This is a genomic window from Pseudomonas sp. Hz4, assembly GCF_054898165.1.
Map to the genome: position 1 here is coordinate 3,458,807 of NZ_CM142719.1, position 17,987 is coordinate 3,476,793.

Below are 17,987 nucleotides of genomic sequence, written 5' to 3' on the forward strand. Positions count from 1 at the left end.
CGTTCCTTCAGAGCGGAGTTGGCGAAGGGTTTTTCCAGCGGGGAAAAGCTCTACGCCAACCCTCATCAGCTCCCCGTTCTGCAGGCGTAAAACTTTGAAAGCAGCTTCTGTAAGGAATTGTCGGTAATTCTGGCTAAGTGGCCCACAACGCCACGCAGCGCATGAGTACGGCAATTTTGGGATGAGCGTCCCGGACACCCATTTGGGACCACTGATGAGGGTAATAACTGTGCTTGAAGCCTACCGCAAACATATCGAAGAGCGTGCAGCCCTGGGTATCGTTCCCCAGCCGCTTAACGCCGAACAAACTGCAGGCCTGGTCGAGCTGCTGAAGAATCCCCCGGCTGGCGAAGAAGCTTTCCTCGTTGACCTGATCACCAATCGCATTCCGCCAGGCGTGGACGAAGCGGCTTATGTAAAGGCCGGCTTCCTCTCTGCTCTCGCCAAAGGCGAAGCCAGCTCCCCTCTGATCGACAAGAAGCGCGCAGTTGAACTGCTTGGCACCATGCTGGGCGGCTACAACATCGTCACGCTGGTCAACCTGCTGGACGACGCCGAACTGGCACCTGTCGCTGCCAAAGAGCTCAAGCACACCCTGCTGATGTTCGATGCCTTCCACGACGTCGCTGAAAAAGCCAAGAACGGTAACGTTCACGCCAAAGGCGTGCTGCAATCCTGGGCTGACGGCGAGTGGTTCAAGAACCGCCCGACCCTGGCCGACAAGATCAGCCTGCGCGTGTTCAAGGTCACCGGCGAAACCAACACCGACGACCTGTCCCCTGCTCCTGATGCCTGGTCCCGCCCGGACATCCCGATGCACGCCCTGGCCATGCTGAAAATGGAGCGTGACGGCATCGTGCCGGACGTCCAAGGCTCCATCGGCCCGATGAAGCAGATCGAAGAAATGCGCAACAGCGGTTTCCCGATCGCCTACGTGGGTGACGTAGTCGGTACCGGCTCCTCGCGTAAATCGGCGACCAACTCGGTGCTGTGGTTCTTCGGTGACGACGTGCCTTACGTGCCGAACAAGCGTGCCGGCGGTTTCTGCTTCGGCAGCAAGATCGCTCCGATCTTCTACAACACCATGGAAGATGCCGGCGCACTGCCGATCGAATTCGACGTCACCCACATGAACATGGGCGACGTGATCGACCTGTACCCGCACGCTGGCAAAGTCTGCAAGCACGGTACCGACGAAGTCCTGACCACCTTCGAAATGAAGACCCCGGTCCTTTTGGACGAAGTCCGTGCCGGCGGTCGTATTCCGCTGATCATCGGCCGTGGCCTGACCGAGAAGGCGCGTGCCGAACTGGGTCTGCCAGCGTTCGACCTGTTCAAGAAACCGGATGCCCCGATTGAAAGCACCAAGGGTTTCACCCTGGCGCAGAAAATGGTCGGCAAGGCATGCGGCGTAGTCGGTGTGCGTCCAGGCACCTACTGCGAACCGAAGATGACCACCGTCGGTTCCCAGGACACCACCGGCCCGATGACCCGCGACGAATTGAAAGACCTGGCGTGCCTGGGCTTCTCGGCCGATCTGGTCATGCAGTCGTTCTGCCACACCGCGGCGTATCCAAAGCCGATCGACGTGACCACCCACCACACCCTGCCTGACTTCATCATGACCCGCGGCGGCGTTTCCCTGCGCCCGGGCGACGGCATCATCCACAGCTGGCTGAACCGCATGCTGCTGCCGGACACCGTCGGTACCGGTGGTGACTCCCACACCCGTTTCCCGATGGGCATTTCGTTCCCGGCCGGTTCCGGCCTGGTCGCATTCGCCGCGGCCACCGGCGTGATGCCGCTGGACATGCCGGAATCGATCCTGGTGCGCTTCAAAGGCAAAATGCAACCGGGCGTTACCCTGCGTGACCTGGTTCACGCCATTCCTTACTTCGCGATTCAGGCTGGCCTGCTGACCGTCGAGAAGAAAGGCAAGAAGAACGCGTTCTCCGGCCGCATCCTGGAAATCGAAGGCCTGGACAACCTGAGCATCGAGCAAGCGTTTGAGCTGTCCGACGCTTCGGCCGAACGTTCGGCTGCCGGTTGCACCATCAAGCTGTCGAAAGAGTCGATCACCGAGTACCTGAGTTCCAACATCACCCTGCTGCGCTGGATGATCGGCGAAGGCTACGGCGATGCGCGTACGCTGGAACGTCGTGCTCAAGCGATGGAAGCCTGGATTGCCAACCCTGAGTTGATGGTTGCCGATGCTGACGCCGAATACGCTGAAGTCATCGAAATCGATCTGGCCGACATCAAAGAGCCTGTGCTCTGCGCGCCAAACGATCCGGACGACGCCCGTCTGCTGTCCAGCGTTGCTGGCGAAAAGATCGACGAAGTGTTCATCGGTTCGTGCATGACCAACATCGGTCACTTCCGCGCTGCCGGCAAGTTGCTGGAACAGGTCAAAGGGCAGCTTCCAACCCGTCTGTGGCTGTCGCCGCCGACCAAAATGGACGCTCACCAGCTGACCGAAGAAGGCTACTACGGCATCTACGGCAAGGCCGGCGCTCGCATGGAAATGCCAGGCTGCTCGCTGTGCATGGGTAACCAGGCACGTGTAGAGCCGAACGCCACTGTGGTGTCGACGTCGACCCGTAACTTCCCGAACCGTCTGGGTGACGGCGCGAACGTCTACCTGGCTTCGGCCGAGCTGGCGTCGGTAGCTTCCATCCTGGGTCGCTTGCCGACCGTCGAGGAGTACATGGAATACGCTGGCAAGATCGACAGCATGGCGGCCGATGTTTACCGCTACCTGTCCTTCGACCAGATCGCCGAGTTCCGTGAAGCTGCTGCGAACGCCAACATTCCGGTCGTTCAAGCCTAACGTTACAACGCCATAAAAAACGCCGCCCATCGTGAGATGTGCGGCGTTTTTTTATGCCTGCGAAAGGTGCCCGTTGGCCTGAAGCGCTTGTTGCACAGCGCCGTCGACGCTCAGGCCGCTGAGGATTACCTGCGCGAGTTCCTGCGGCGGCAACAGTGAGAGCACCGCCTTGGCCTGGTGCTTGAGCCGCGCCAGAATCAGCAGTTTGTCTTCGGCTCGCACTTGCATAAAGAACCCCTCCAGCGCCTCGATGCTGGTGCCATCCAGGTTGGGAGACTCCTCCAGACTTAGAATAATCGTATGAATCGGTGGCGATGCCTGTCGGGCCAGACGCAGTGCACCGCCCAGAATGCGCTCCACGTTTGCAAAAAACAGCGCCTCGCTCGGCCTGACAATCAGCACACCGGGGATCTCGATGGCCTGGGGATGGCGTTGCACGTCGACAAAATCATGGCCACCGTCCATTTGACCCAGCACCTGAATATCCGCCGACGTCATCTGTTTCAACATCAGCACTACGCTGATCACCACCGCCACCAACAAGCCGTCCAACACACCCAGCACCAGCACCGCCGCCACCGCGCATATCACCAGCAGGCGGTCGCGGCGCCAGATGAAATACCGGCCCAAGGGTTGCAGGCTCAAGCCGCGCGCCAATGCATGAATGACGATGGCCGCCAGCACCGGCTCGGGGGTCAGGGCAATCCAGGGCAACACCGTCAAGACGATGAGCAACACCACCCCCGCCGCTACCGCACCGGCCAGACGCGAGCCTGCACCCGCGGCCTCATTGGCCGACGTCGCAGAGTAACCGGCGCCCGCCGGCATGCCATGGAACAGGCCCGACAGCACATTGGCCGCACCGAGCGCCAGCAGATCGCGGTTTGAGGACACACGGTCGCCGTGCTTGAGCGCAAACGAGGTGATCGATCCGTAAGATTCGGCATACAGAATCATCACCATGGCAAACGCCAATTCTCCCAGGCGCAGCCAGTCGGTAAACGGCAACACGGGAAGACGAGGCACTTCCAGGCTCAGGTCGATCACGCCGATCAGTTTCACCCCATAGGCTGGCAAGTTCAGCCATTGACCGGCCGCGATGCCGAGCGCCACCACCAGCAAGCCACCCGGCAAACGCCTGACCCGCGCGCACAGCCACAACACCAGCAAGGACACGGCCGCCACCAGCACGCCGACCCGGTTCCACTGCGGTAACTGCTCAAGCAGTTGCGGCACGAAACGGATCACATTGCCGTTGCTCAAGTGCACATCAACGATGCTCGCTACTTGCTTGAGGATGATCGTCACTGCCAGGCCAAAGGCAAAGCCTCGCAGCACCGGTTTGGCAATAAACGACGTCACGCTGCCGAGCTTGAACAAACCGGCCAATAGGAAAAATCCACCCGTCACCAGCACCAGGCCGATCGCCAGGGTCATGCGCACACCCGAGTCACCATTGGCCAAAGTTGCTGTGGCGGCAGCCAGCACCGCCGCCGAAGACGACGTAGCAGAAACGATGGCAAAACGACTGGTGCCGAACAGCCCGTAGCACAGTAGACCGGCAAATAACGCAATCACACCCGCTTGGGGCGGCAACGCAGCAATGCTTGAATAGGCAACCGCCTCAGGTAACAACAAGCCGGCAATCGACAGTCCGGCCAACACATCCGGCCAACGGTTTGGCCTATCGGCAAGGGGTTGCGCCGATGCGCCGTGGGCACGAGCCATGAAGCGTCTCCAGAGAAAGGGGCAATCCTGCGGCAAACGGTCTACGACGCGCTGAGGCAGTACCTAGAGTAGTCGCTCAAAGGACGGAATGTCGGCTCTGGGTCAGGTGTTGAGCGTTTTCAACTCAATAAAAAACGCCGCCCATCGTGAGATGAGCGACGTATTTTTTGTGCCTGATCGTTCCCACGCTCCGCGTCGGAATGCAGCCCGGGACGCTCTGCGTCCCTTCCGAGAGCTGGAACGCGGAGCGTCCCTTGAGGCATTCCCACGCAGAGCGTGGGAACGATCATGGTCGGTCAGGCAGTCAGGGAGTAAATCAACGCAGAAATAGCCACCAGACCCACTGCCGCCACGAAGACGTTGGAAGCCTGACCGCGATAACGCGCCATCGCCGGTACCTTGCGGATCGCGTACATCGGCATCAGGAACAGGATCGCGGCGATGATCGGGCCACCGAGGGTTTCGATCATCCCCAGGATGCTCGGGTTCAGCGTGGCGACGATCCAGCAGACCACCAGCATGAAGGCGGCAGTCATGCGATCCAGGGTTTTCGGTGCCGGGCGTTGGCCACTTTTCACGATCAGACCTTTAAGTCCTTCGCTGGCGCCGATGTAGTGGCCCAGGAACGACTTGGAAATGGCCACGAACGCAATCAACGGCGCCGCGAAGGCGATGGTCGGGTTGCTGAAGTGGTTGGCCAGGTACGACAGGATCGACAGGTTCTGCGCCTTGGCTTCCGCCAGTTGCGCTGGCGACAGGGTCAGCACACAGCTAAAGACGAAGAACAGCACCATCACCACCATCAAGGCGTGGGCGCGGGACAAAATCTGCGAGCTGCGTTCTTCGGCGTGCTCGCCGTAACGGCGCTTCTGGTCGACCGCGAATGCCGAGATGATCGGCGAATGGTTGAACGAGAACACCATCACCGGAATCGCCAGCCACAGCGTGTGCAGCAGTGCCGACGGTTCTGGCAGCGTCGAAGCGGTGGCGAGGATGCCGCCGTTCCAGTGAGGAATCAGGAACACCGCGAGGAACAGCAGCGCAACAATGAACGGATAGACCATCAGACTCATGGCCTTGACGATCGCTTGCTCGCCGCAACGTACCACCGCCAACAGACCGAGGATCAGCACGAACGACAGCACGGCGCGCGGTGGCGGCATGATGTGCAGTTGATGCTCAAGGAAACTGCCCACGGTGTTGGTCAAGGCCACGCTGTAGATCAGCAGGATCGGGAAGATCGCGAAGAAGTACAGCAAGGTGATCAGCGCGCCGGCCTTGATCCCGAAGTGCTCTTCCACCACTTCAGTGATGTCCGCGCCTTCGCGTCCGGACAACACAAAGCGTGTCAGGCCACGGTGTGCGTAAAAAGTCATGGGGAACGCCAACACCGCCAGGACCATCAACGGCCAGAAGCCGCCCAGACCCGCGTTGATCGGTAAAAACAACGTGCCAGCCCCGATGGCCGTGCCAAACAGGCCCAGCATCCAGGTGGTGTCATGGCGATTCCAGCTCTCAAGCGTCGCTGGTGCCGCCGCTACATAGCGTTCGTCGACGCTATTGGCCCGATCATTCATCCGGTGGGATCTCCGCATTCGGTCAGTTGCTACCCGGCCAGGACGAGTCGGAAAAACCCGACAGGCAGCGCCCTGGCCGAAACAGGGGCGCGATTGTCCGGGATTAATGAGCAGAAGCAAAGATTTAGCTGAGGAGTGGTTGTGTGGAACAGATTCCCCCGCCATGCACAGCGCCATTGGCTTGCCGCAGAACGATAACTTCCAGATTCTTGCCGAGCACGATGAACAGCATTTCATCTTTGATCCCGGATACCTGGGCATCGATCGCACCGACAATCTGGTGGTGATTCAGATCACCCTGAGCGAAGGCCGCACCATCGAGCAGAAAAAACGCCTCTACAAAACCATCGCCGAGAACCTTAACGCGGAACTGGCGGTGCGCCTGGAAGATGTCTTCATTAACCTGGTGGAAGTAAAGAAAGAGAACTGGTCGTTTGGCAACGGCATCGCTCAATACGCCGTTTGAGCAATTAATCGGCAAAAAGCGTTGGTGGACTATTCGCTGATGGTCGGAGCCCTGACCCTGGCCCGCGCTACCCGTGATGACGCCTTGTCCGATGAAATACTCGACGCGGCTCGGACGTTTCTCTCTTCGGACACGGCCGTTTAAGAGTCATTCGCAAAAATGTTGAACACGGTGGAGAGGTAAGAGCTGCCGAACGCTCCTACACTGAGGTCGCGGGCCACGTGCCTGTGACCTTTGGTGATTGCCAAACCGTTGCGCAATCAGCAATCTGAAGCGACGTTCGAGCCCGACTTTCCCATGCCCACAGGAGCCCAGCATGCCCGCAACCGTTCTGGTACTGGTTGAAACCATTAATGATTACCTGCCGATTCTCGAACGTCAGGGCTTTCACCTGATTCTGGCGCCCACGCCTGCCGAGCGCGCCGAGGCCATCGCACGGCATGGCGCCCAGATCGATGCGGTGCTGACCCGCGGCCCATTGGGCCTGTATGCCGATGAAATCGCTGCACTGCCGAATCTGAAGATCATCTGCGTGATCGGCGCCGGCTATGAACACGTCGACCTGCAAGCCGCCGCCGACCGGGGAATTACTGTCACCAATGGCGCTGGAGTCAATGCCTCTTCGGTCGCCGACCATGCCATGGCGATGCTGCTCTCGCTGGTGCGTGACATTCCCCGTTGCGACGCCGCCGTGCGCCGGGGTGAGTGGCCAAAAATCATGAGCCCTTCCCTGGCCGGCAAGCACTTGGGCATCCTGGGGCTCGGGGCGGTCGGCATGGCCATCGCCAAACGCGGCGCCAACGGCTTTGACATGACAGTCAGTTACCACAACCGCCAACATCGCAGCGACGTGCCGTACAGTTTCTGCTCGACGCCCACCGAACTGGCACGGGCCTCGGACTTTTTGATCATTGCCACCCCCGGTGGCCTGGGCACCAAACACCTGATCAACCGACAGGTACTCGATGCCCTGGGGCCCAACGGGTTCATCGTCAACATCGCCAGAGCCAGCGTGATCGTCACCGCAGACCTGATCACCGCGCTTGAGCAGCGCAGGATTGCCGGCGCTGCGCTGGATGTCTTCGATGCCGAACCCCAGGTACCGAATGCACTCAAGGCATTGACCAATGTGATCCTCACCCCACATGTCGCCGGTCTGTCCCCGGAAGCCACTCAAGGCACTGTGGAACTGGCAGGTCGCAACCTGGTGGCGTTCTTCTCCGGGAATCCGGTCTTGACCCCGATTGCCCTGCCAGCGTCGATAAGCGTGATCTGACGACCATTCAAACAGCCGTATCAAAAACAATGATTGCCCGGCAACACGCTCACCTATAAGGGCTGTTCGTGGTTGTGGGTGCCGGGTGTGCACATTAGATTAGCCAATAGTCTCTGGCCTCCAGAATAAGTAGAAGGGATAAGCATGGCGCTTACTGACCAGTCCACCCGTATTCGCACCGGCGAAGAACTCGATGCCAGCCTGATCGATCCGTACCTCAAGGACCACATTCCGGGCCTGAGTGGTTTGCCGCAAATCAGCCAGTTCCCCGGCGGTGCGTCGAACCTCACCTACTTGCTGGAATACCCCGAACAGGAGTTCGTCCTGCGTCGGCCACCGTTCGGGCGCAAGGCCAAGTCCGCCCACGACATGGGCCGCGAGTTTCGCATCCTCAATCAGCTACGGGACGGCTTTCCGTACTGCCCCAAAACCTACGTGCACTGCACCGATGAGTCGGTGATCGGCGCCGAGTTCTATGTAATGGAACGGGTCAACGGGATCATCCTGCGCTCCGAACTGCCACCGGAACTGGGTCTTGATTCAGCGCAAACCGAAGCGCTGTGCAAAAGCTTTATCGACAAGTTCGTTGAACTGCACCGGGTCGACTACAAGGCCTATGGCCTGGGCGACCTTGGCAAACCCGAAGGCTATGTCGCGCGGCAAATAGAAGGCTGGAGCGATCGCTACGAAAAAGCCCTGACCCCGGACGCGCCGAAGTGGGACGCGGTCAAAGCCTGGCTCAACGACAAGATGCCGGCCGATCACCCGACGTCGAGCATCGTTCACAACGACTACCGCTTCGACAATGTGATCCTGGACCCGGACAACCCGATGCAGATCATCGGCGTGCTCGACTGGGAGCTGACCACCCTCGGCGACCCGCTGATGGACCTGGGAAACACCCTCGCCTACTGGGTCGAAGCCGATGACCCGGCGCCGGTGCAACTGATGCGTCGCCAGCCGAGCCACGCGCCGGGCATGCTGACCCGCCGTGAATTCGTCGATTACTACGCCGAGCGCTCAGGCATCCAGATCGACAACTACGACTTCTACTACACCTACGGTCTGTTCCGCCTGGCGGGCATCGTGCAGCAGATTTACTACCGCTTCTTCCATGGTCAAACCCAGGACAAACGCTTCGCGCAGTTCATTCACATGAACAAACTGCTGGAGCAGATGAGCCTGCAGGTCATTTCGAAATCCAGCCTCTGATCGCGGTTCTGATCGCACCCAAGGCCTCCATAACAAGGAAAAACCATGTCCAAGACTCAGTTGTTCGACCTCGACGGCAAGATCGCTTTCGTCTCCGGCGCCAGCCGCGGCATCGGTGAAGCCATCGCCAAACTGCTGGCCCAGCAAGGCGCTCACGTGATCGTCTCGAGCCGCAAACTCGACGGTTGCCAGCACGTGGCCGACGCGATCATCGCTGCCGGTGGCAAAGCCACCGCCGTCGCTTGCCACATCGGTGAAATGGAACAAATCAGCCAGGTCTTCGCCGGCATCCGCGAACAGTTCGGCCGCCTGGACATCCTGGTCAATAACGCCGCGACCAACCCGCAGTTCTGCAACGTACTGGACACCGACCTCAGCGCCTTCCAGAAAACCGTCGACGTGAACATCCGCGGCTACTTCTTCATGTCAGTGGAAGCCGGCAAGTTGATGCGCGAAAACGGCGGCGGCAGCATCATTAACGTTGCTTCGATCAACGGCATCTCGCCGGGGATTTTCCAGGGCATCTACTCGGTGACCAAGGCTGCCGTCATTAACATGACCAAAGTCTTCGCCAAGGAATGCGCGCAGTTCGGCATTCGCTGCAACGCCCTGCTGCCGGGCCTGACCGACACCAAGTTTGCTTCGGCGCTGGTAAAAAACGAGGCTATTTTGAACACCGCATTGCAGCAGATTCCGCTCAAGCGTGTGGCGGACCCGAGTGAGATGGCGGGAGCGGTGTTGTATCTGGCGAGTGATGCGTCGAGCTATACCACTGGGGTTTCATTGAATGTGGATGGCGGGTTCTTGTCCTGATCGGTTCTTCCGGATGAACACAAGGCAGCCTCAGGGCTGCCTTTTTGTTACTGGCATCACCGCCGATCGTTCCCATGCTCTGCGTGGGAATGCCTCAATGGACGCTCTGCGTCCGCTTTGGGACGCGGAGCGTCCCGGGCTGCATTCCCACGCAGAGCATGGGAACGATCACGCGAATGAACTTTAATTCCATTATTTGCAATTAAAGAATATTTATTCCATTAATAGCCTCTCCTGAAAATAAAATCCCAAAAGGACCCCGGCTATGCGCGAACTCGGTATCGGACTCATCGGCACAGGTTTCATGGGCCGCGCCCATGCCTTGGCGTTTCGCAACGTCAGCGCGGTTTTCGAACTTCCCCTAAAGCTTAAACTTGCGGCCCTGGCCGACGCCGATCCGCAGCGTGCCCGCCATTGCGCCGATGCCTGGGGTTTCGACACCGCTCATAGCGGCTGGCAGCAACTGATCGATGATCCCAGGGTCAATCTCATCGCTATCACCACGCCCAATCACCTGCACTACCCCATGGCCATGGCCGCCCTCGCCGCCGGAAAACCGGTGTACTGCGAAAAACCATTGGCGGTGAATCTGGAACAGGCCGACGCCATGCGCCTGGCGGCCAAAGCGGCGGGTGTGGTGACGCGGGTGGGTTACAACTATCAACACAACCCGATGATCGGGCTCGCCCGGGAGCTGATCGAAAACGGCGACTTGGGCCAGATCATTAGCTTCCAGGGTGAATTCAGCGAAGACTTCATGGCCGATCCTGCATCACCCTGGTCCTGGCGTTGCGATGCCGATCATGCTGGCGGCGCGCTGGCAGATCTGGGCAGTCACTTGTTGGCCATGGCCCGTTATCTGGTGGGCGATGTCGAGGCCGTTAGCGCCGACACCCAGACCGTGCACCGGCAACGTCCCGCCTCGGCTGACCGCCCGGAACAACGCAGTATCGCTGTCGACGATCAGGTCCACGCCTTACTGCGTTTTGCTAACGGCGCCCGGGGGACGTTCAGCAGCAGTTGGCTCAAGCACGGCTACAAAAATCACCTGAGCTTTGAAATCAGCGGCACCCGAGGGACGTTGGCGTTCGACCAGGAACGCTTGAATGAACTGCGTCTGTTTCGTGCCGGGCAGGATGGCTTCCAACGCTTGCTGGCAGGGCCGAATCTGCCGGGGTATGCGGCGTTCAGCCCGGCGGCAGGGCATCAGCTCGGCTACAACGAACTCAAGACACTGGAGGTCCATGATCTGGTGATGGCGTTGGCCGGGGTCGGCCAGGGCGGAACGGATTTCGAGCAGGCGTGGGAAGTCGAACGTCTGGCGACGGCGATCCGGTTGGCAGCGCGGGAGTCGCGGTGGGTCAGGGTCGAGGAAGTCTGAGCCAGACGCGGGTGATAACCGCCAGCGGCACAGCGCCGCTGGCGGTACGCCTGAGCAGATGGATGCTTACTGAGTGACGCAACGAGTGAGCGTCGTTTCCCGGGTCACCTGCCCCTCAGCCCTCATATCGCCTTGCACATCGGTGTCTTCGGTAGTCTGGCAAGTGCGTACAGGAGGTGGAGGTGGCGCGGCGGGAGGTGGCGGCGGAGGACTGGCACACCCCCCCAGAATCGCGACGCAGAATGCAAACGGCAGTGGAGCAATAACGCGTTTCCCAAGACTGTTCATAGGTTAGCCCGCGGTAAGTGATCGAGATATTTCCGCGACCCAACACCCTCACCGCGAACACGCGGACTGGTCACAGAAAAAATACTTTCGTATTCCTTAATACGACCGCCAGCAAAACCCGACAGTTCCTAGGAAGTCTCGGTACGATGCAACGTGTTGCTCTCAAGCTCGTACCGCAGCTCTTCGATCAACGACGCCACCGCCTCCGGCGTTCTAAGGTTGCTTACATTCAACCCACTGACCACCAGATCCACCTGCCCCGACACCGGATGATAGAGCTTCACCGTCAGTGAATTATCACCCGTAACACTGCAGTCACAGGCCAGCGGCGAAAAACTCCGCTCCAGCTGCATACGCAATTGCGCCACGTAATTCATCCTGCGGTTCCCGTAGCTGTTTTCGAAAGGGACGCGATACCCGAAGACCTGTATCGCACCCTCACAGCCTAAGAACTGCCGCACCGGTCCAGAACATCCATTTGCACCCCTTCGAGTAGTGCATTTGCACCTAACGCTGGGCCTTGGGTCGCCATTCGCTGGAGAACAAACCGCGCTCGCGGGCCCAGACAATCGCCTCGCTACGACTGTGAACATCGAGCTTGGAATACACCGTCGACACATGGTTGCGCACCGTGTTGGGCGCGAGCTTCAGCCGCGCGGCGATTTCCTTGTCGGCCAGGCCTTCGCAGATCAGCCCCAGCACATCGCGCTCACGGGCCGTCAGGTCGGTGAAAGACACGCTAGGCAACTGCGGCGAGTTGACGGTCTTAACGTTGGCGAGCTTCTCGATAAGCGTGCGGCTGAACCAGGAGGCGTCTTTCATCACCTCTTCGATCGCCGACACCAACTCCAGCTCCGTACGTTTACGCTCGGTGATGTCCATAAACACCAGCAGGTAGCAGGGGTTGTCCTGAATGTTCACGGTGTCGGCCGAGACCGCGCAATCGATCATCTGGGCGCCTTTCTTGCGAACCCGAACATCGACACGATCCACACTTCCGGTTTTTTCCAGGGCCGCAAAAAGTCGCGTGCGAGCGCCTGTGTCATCGATAAAATCGATCTGCGCCACAGTCTTGCCGAGCACTTCTTCACTGGGATACGCGAGCGTATCGAGGAAGGCTTCATTGACGTCCATCACCACCTGATCGCTGGCGTTGCAGACCAGGATCGGCACCGGGGTCAGACGAAAAGCCTTGGCGAACCGTTCCTCGCTCTGGCGCAGGGCGACTTCGGCCTTATGCCGGGGCTCGATGTCCACAAAGGAAAACAGCATGCAGGCTTCGTCGTTCAGCTCAAGGGGCTGGCCGGCGACGATCACCTGTTTGCTGCCCCCCTCTGGCAACTGCAACTGGGCCTGCATTTGCGGAATAGTCGCCCCATCGCGCAAACGCTGCTTGGCCAGGTCTTTGTTTTCAGCCCCTTCCAGTATGTCCAGTTCATAGGTCGAACTGCCGATCACCTGATCACGGGCATAGCCGGTCATCTCCAGAAAGCCTGGGTTGACTTTGATGTAGCGCAAATCGCTGAGGCGACAGATCACAGCCGGGGCCGGGTTGGCATTGAAGGTTTTTTCGAAACGCTGCTCGGCGCTGGCCCACTCCGTGACATCGTTCATGATCAGCACCAGCGACTCAGGCTTTCCGGAGCTGTCAGCCAACACCATGCTGCGCACGCTATGGACCCAGGTGCGCTCTTCGTCGTCCGCGGGCGTCACCTCAACCAAGACATCACTGAATGTCTCGCCTCGGGCGACACGGCTGATCGGATAGTTGTCGGCCTGAACCGGATGATTGTTGCGATAACGCAAGGCAAAGCGCTTGGCGTACTCCTTGGCATTCGCCCCCAGCTCGCTGAGCTCCCCGACGCCGTGCATGGCCAACGCGGCGTCATTGGCCCAGAGGAGAGTCTGGTCGAGTTCCACCAGAATCACCCCATCGGACAGGCCGGCGATAATCTGCTGCAACTGACGACGATTGGTTTCAGTGATCAGGACGTCCTGGCTCATTGGATCTCCACGCGTGCGGCCGCGCATTCATGCGCCGCCCTGTGAAGATTACGACCGCAGGGGGTTGGGATAGTGCAGCAAACACCCCCGATCCGGCAGCGTGCACCTGTGGTAACAAAAAACGACCGGTAGGCCGTTTCTTGTGTTGAAGCACTGACACACTCAGCTGGTTAGTCCGCTGCGTTCTGCGGGTCAATATTGTCCAGTGCCCGATTCACTGCCAGCTCGCCCAGCATGATGATCTGCGCAATACCCAACAGGGAATTGCGACTCGGCCCTTCCATATGATCCGCCAGGTCCATGGTCATGACATTGGCCGAGGCCAGCGACTCGCAAGCGTGGGCAAGTAGGGTTTCGGTATCGAGTTCCGGGTTGACGATGAACATGGTGCCGGGTGTGCGCGGGGTGGCTTTGATGTGGGCGGCCAGGTTGAGGTGGTGATCGAGGGCGCGGTCGGCGGCTTCGTGGAGTTTTTTGGAGTCGAGGGAATCGTAGGGGGAAACGTTGTCGGTTTCCGGGGGATTGGGTGTGGCTTTGAACATGGTGATGCTCCTTGATTAGCGGAGCCGCCACCGTTCGCGGTCAAACGAAAAGGTGGCAGCTGTGCGCGGGTTGACCGACCGGAAATCAAGGTATCCGGCACACCCGAAGGTGTCCCGCGCACAGCCACCGCAAAAAAGCCTGAAGCTTTTCTTGGACACTGATACGCCTTGATTGAATCGGACGGTCAAATCCGGACGCTGAATTGGCAGCGACCCGGAAACGATAGAGCCCAGGCCCAAGGCGCACAAGCCGGCGGATTCTGGCGTAGTTGTAGGCAATGGCGCAAGGTGGTGTAGCCTCGCATTCCCCGTGTAGGAACCGTCAATAGCAACAAGACTTTTCGATGATTGCGACTCGAATTGTCAGGAGAACTGACCAAAACAATTCTTGGTAAGTGAGGCATGCCAATTGATCAAAAAAGATCGTCCGAACGCGGTCCGAGCCTTCGGACGATCTTTTGATCTTCAGGCCGCCAATTGACCACTGGCAATCGCCGCCGACGCCGCCAGCATTGCCCGCAACAACACCGCACACCCGGCCGCCAAATCATCCGGCGCAGCGTTTTCGATTTCGTTGTGGCTGATGCCGCCTTCGCACGGCACGAAGATCATCCCGGCCGGGCCGAGTTCGGCGAGGAAGATTGCGTCGTGCCCTGCTCCGCTGACGATGTCCATGTGCGACAGGCCCAGCCCTTGGGCGGCGGCGCGTACCGCTTCGACACAGCCTTTGTCGAAGTACAGCGGCGGGAAGTCGGCGGTGGGTGTGAGCTCGAAGGTCAGGCCGTGTTCCTCGCAGGTGGTTTCGATGACTTCGCGGACTTCGGCGATCATCGAATCCAGGCGCGTCGGTTCCAGATGACGGAAGTCCAGGGTCATGCGCACTTCGCCGGGGATGACGTTGCGTGAGCCGGGATAGGCTTGCAGACAACCGACGGTGCCGCAGGCGTGCGGTTGATGACCGAGGGCCGCGCGATTGACCGCACCGACGATCACCGAAGCGCCGACCAAGGCGTCCTTGCGCAGGTGCATCGGCGTCGGGCCGGCGTGGGCTTCGACACCGCGCAGTTTCAGGTCGAACCATTTCTGGCCGAGGGCGCCCATTACTACGCCGATGGTTTTGTGCTCGTCTTCGAGGATCGGACCTTGTTCGATATGCGCCTCGAAATAGGCGCCGACGGCATGGCCACTGACGTTGCGCTCGCCGGCATAGCCAATGGCGTTCAAGGCTTCACCGACGGTGACGCCTTCGGCATCGACCTTGGCCAGGGTTTCTTCAAGGGTGAATTTTTCCGCGAACACACCGGAGCCCATCATGCAGGGGGCGAAGCGTGAGCCTTCCTCGTTGGTCCAGACCACCACTTCCAGTGGCGCTTCGGTTTCCACGCCCAGGTCGTTGAGGGTGCGCAGCACTTCGACGCCGGCCAGTACGCCGAAACAGCCGTCGAACTTGCCGCCGGTGGGTTGGGTGTCGATGTGGCTGCCGGTCATCACCGGTGGCAGGTTCGGGTTGCGACCCGGACGACGGGCGAAGATGTTGCCGACGGCATCGATGCTGACGGTGCAACCGGCCTCCTCGCACCAGTTGACGAAGATGTCCCGGGCCTGGCGGTCGAGGTCGGTCAGGGCCAGGCGACAGACGCCGCCCTTGACCGTGGCGCCGAGCTTGGCCAGGTCCATGAGCGACTGCCACAAGCGGTCGCGGTTGATGTGCTGATGGGTGGACTGCAGAACGTCTACGGCAGCGTTCATGATGATCTCCTCAGTTCTTCTAGTTCCCACGCTCTGCGTGGGAATTCATCCATGGACGCTCTGCGTCCGCTTGTGGGACGCGGAGCGTCCCGGGCTGCATTCCCACGCAGAGCGTGGGAACGATCAATCACACCGGAGATTTCGCAACAGACGGGTTGGGGCGCATTGAGCACAACCCGTAATAAATCAGCCCGCCAAGCGCCGAGCCGGTAAACCAGCCATAGCTGTAGAACCAAATGAATGCGTCACTCCCGAGCGACAGCAGCGTCAGCGCCACCGGCACACCAAACGCGATGAAACCGAACCAGTTCCACGCCGGGTAAACGTCGTCGCGATAGAGGCCGGCCAGGTCCAGTTGCTGTTTCTTGATCAGGAAATAGTCCACCACCATGATCCCGGCGATTGGGCCCAACAGACTCGAATAGCCCAGCAGCCAGTTGGAATACACCGTCTCCAGGCTTAAATCCGAGACGATCAATCCGAGCTTCTTCAACAGCTCATGGGCCATCAGCGCCAAGCCGACCAGGCCGGTGAGCAACACCGCTTTGGTGCGGTTGATGAATTTGGGCGCGACGTTTTGGAAATCGTTGGTCGGCGAAACAATGTTGGCCGCGGTGTTGGTCGACAGCGTGGCGATGATGATCAGCGCCATGGCCAACGCGACCCAGACCGGGCTCTGGATATGGCCGATCAGGGTGACCGGATCGGAGACGGTGACGCCCACCAGTTTTACCGAGGCCGCCGTCATCACCACGCCAAGGGAAGCAAACAGGAACATGGTCAGCGGCAAGCCGATAATCTGCCCGACGATCTGATCCTTCTGGCTTTTCGCATAGCGGCTGAAATCCGGAATGTTCAGGGACAAGGTGGCCCAGAACCCGACCATGGCGGTCAGCCCGGCGGCAAAGTAACTGACCACGCTGGCGCCTTCCGGACGTTTGGCCGGGATCGCCAGCAACTCGCTCATCGACACGTTCGGCATGGCCCACACCAGCAGGCCTACGCCCACCAGCACCAACAACGGCGCCGAGAGGGTTTCGAGCCATTTGATCGAGTCCGCACCGCGAATCACCACCCACAGGTTCAAGGCCCAGAACACCATGAAGCCGATCACTTCACCGGTACCGCCCAGGGGTTTCCAACCCTCGAACACCGAGCCGAGAAACAGGTGAATGGCCAGTCCGCCGAACATCGTCTGAACGCCGAACCAGCCGCACGCCACCACCGCACGGATCAGGCACGGAATGTTGGAGCCGAGAATCCCGAAGGACGAACGCAGTAACACCGGAAACGGAATGCCGTACTTGGTGCCGGGAAACGCGTTCAGGGTCAGAGGGATCAGTACGATGATATTGGCGAACAGAATCGCCAGCAGCGCTTCGCCGACGGTTAGGCCGAAATAGGCGGTGAGCACGCCTCCGAGGGTGTAGGTCGGCACGCAGATCGCCATGCCAACCCATAACGCGGTGATGTGCCATTTGTTCCAGGTTCGTTCATGCACCTTGGTCGGTGCCATGTCGTGGTTGTAACGGGGGCTGTCGAGGACGTCACTGCCGGCTTCGAGCTCAAACAAGCCGTCGCGCTCGGTCACTTGCGATCTGATCTGTTGCATGGCCGCTCCACTGTTCTTTTGATTATTTTTGCTCATCAAGGGCTGGTGGCATCAATAAACGTGCCGGTTACCCCGTTTGCGCATCGGGCAGTTCCATAAAAACTTTGTAACCAACTGATGTTTATCAATTTTATTTATAGATTCGATGAGTCAGCGGTTACTTGCATGTTTTCTCAGGCCGAATGCCACGCAAGTTGTCCGGACAGTCAGGACTCAATCTGGTGCAGACCTCTTTTTTTTAAAGTCGCGTATCAACCATAGACCATCCTCAACCGGCTGATTTCACATAAGAAATCTCGTCTATTTTTAGAACCTGTCAAGTGCGTCAAAATGGTGAGAGGCCTCACTATTTTGGTGATTTCGTTATTTAAACCTTAACTATCAATACGTTAAAACAGATATAAGCTTATAAAAAATATTCTTGCTCTATCCGTAAACTCAGACTAGCTTTTATTCCTGACAGCGCTGGCAGGAATACACCTGTTTGCGTCGGCTTCATATAAAACATT

At 59.2% G+C, this 17,987-nt stretch carries 12 protein-coding genes and 2 pseudogenes; 7 read left to right on the plus strand and 7 right to left on the minus strand.

The window, feature by feature from the left end; genetic code table 11:
- Positions 1-229 precede the first annotated feature (229 nt).
- On the plus strand, positions 230-2,830 hold the full coding sequence (acnB, locus tag ACYZTR_RS15755; RefSeq protein WP_461979752.1) for a bifunctional aconitate hydratase 2/2-methylisocitrate dehydratase: 2,601 nt from the start codon (positions 230-232) through the stop codon (positions 2,828-2,830).
- Positions 2,831-2,881: 51 nt separating this feature from the next.
- Here the strand turns inward: acnB and ACYZTR_RS15760 are convergent, their stop codons facing one another.
- Positions 2,882-4,558: a SulP family inorganic anion transporter gene (locus ACYZTR_RS15760; protein ID WP_461972290.1), complete on the minus strand. Its 1,677-nt coding sequence runs from the start codon at positions 4,556-4,558 to the stop codon at positions 2,882-2,884.
- Between the two features lie 296 nt (positions 4,559-4,854).
- Positions 4,855-6,135, minus strand: a complete 1,281-nt coding sequence (locus tag ACYZTR_RS15765) for a serine/threonine transporter (protein WP_461972292.1) — start codon at positions 6,133-6,135, stop codon at positions 4,855-4,857.
- Between the two features lie 160 nt (positions 6,136-6,295).
- On the opposite strand from ACYZTR_RS15765, the pseudogene ACYZTR_RS15770 reads away from it, so the two are divergent.
- The 6 genes and pseudogenes from ACYZTR_RS15770 to ACYZTR_RS15795 all read left to right on the plus strand — a co-directional run.
- Positions 6,296-6,601, plus strand: a pseudogene (locus ACYZTR_RS15770) (tautomerase family protein); the annotation flags it as partial.
- Positions 6,602-6,745: pseudogene (locus ACYZTR_RS15775) on the plus strand (TetR/AcrR family transcriptional regulator); the annotation flags it as partial. It abuts the pseudogene before it with no gap.
- 172 nt (positions 6,746-6,917) lie between these two features.
- Positions 6,918-7,877 carry a 2-hydroxyacid dehydrogenase gene (locus ACYZTR_RS15780; RefSeq protein WP_461972294.1) on the plus strand — a complete coding sequence of 320 codons (960 nt, stop codon included), beginning with the start codon at positions 6,918-6,920 and terminating at the stop codon, positions 7,875-7,877.
- A gap of 144 nt (positions 7,878-8,021) precedes the next feature.
- Positions 8,022-9,089, plus strand: coding sequence for a phosphotransferase family protein (locus tag ACYZTR_RS15785; protein ID WP_461972296.1), 1,068 nt, complete (start codon positions 8,022-8,024; stop codon positions 9,087-9,089).
- Positions 9,090-9,134: 45 nt separating this feature from the next.
- Positions 9,135-9,902, plus strand: a complete 768-nt coding sequence (locus tag ACYZTR_RS15790) for an SDR family oxidoreductase (protein WP_008149805.1) — start codon at positions 9,135-9,137, stop codon at positions 9,900-9,902.
- A 265-nt stretch (positions 9,903-10,167) separates the two neighbouring features.
- The gene (locus tag ACYZTR_RS15795) at positions 10,168-11,283 is read left to right on the plus strand and encodes a Gfo/Idh/MocA family protein (protein ID WP_461972299.1); all 1,116 of its coding nucleotides are present in this window, start codon (positions 10,168-10,170) and stop codon (positions 11,281-11,283) included.
- 416 nt (positions 11,284-11,699) lie between these two features.
- On the opposite strand, the gene ACYZTR_RS15800 is transcribed toward ACYZTR_RS15795, so the two are convergent.
- The 5 genes from ACYZTR_RS15800 to ACYZTR_RS15820 all read right to left on the minus strand — a co-directional run bounded on the left by ACYZTR_RS15800 (position 11,700) and on the right by ACYZTR_RS15820 (position 17,478).
- Complete coding sequence (locus ACYZTR_RS15800; protein WP_461972301.1) at positions 11,700-11,948, minus strand: DUF1652 domain-containing protein; 249 nt, start codon at positions 11,946-11,948, stop codon at positions 11,700-11,702.
- A 130-nt stretch (positions 11,949-12,078) separates the two neighbouring features.
- Positions 12,079-13,575: a PAS domain S-box protein gene (locus ACYZTR_RS15805; RefSeq protein ID WP_461972303.1), complete on the minus strand. Its 1,497-nt coding sequence runs from the start codon at positions 13,573-13,575 to the stop codon at positions 12,079-12,081.
- Between the two features lie 170 nt (positions 13,576-13,745).
- On the minus strand, positions 13,746-14,117 hold the full coding sequence (locus ACYZTR_RS15810) for a DUF6124 family protein (RefSeq protein ID WP_461972305.1): 372 nt from the start codon (positions 14,115-14,117) through the stop codon (positions 13,746-13,748).
- Positions 14,118-14,582: 465 nt separating this feature from the next.
- Positions 14,583-15,866, minus strand: a complete 1,284-nt coding sequence (locus tag ACYZTR_RS15815; protein WP_461972307.1) for a Zn-dependent hydrolase — start codon at positions 15,864-15,866, stop codon at positions 14,583-14,585.
- 127 nt (positions 15,867-15,993) lie between these two features.
- Positions 15,994-17,478, minus strand: a complete 1,485-nt coding sequence (locus tag ACYZTR_RS15820; RefSeq protein WP_461972309.1) for an NCS1 family nucleobase:cation symporter-1 — start codon at positions 17,476-17,478, stop codon at positions 15,994-15,996.
- Positions 17,479-17,987: the final 509 nt, after the last annotated feature.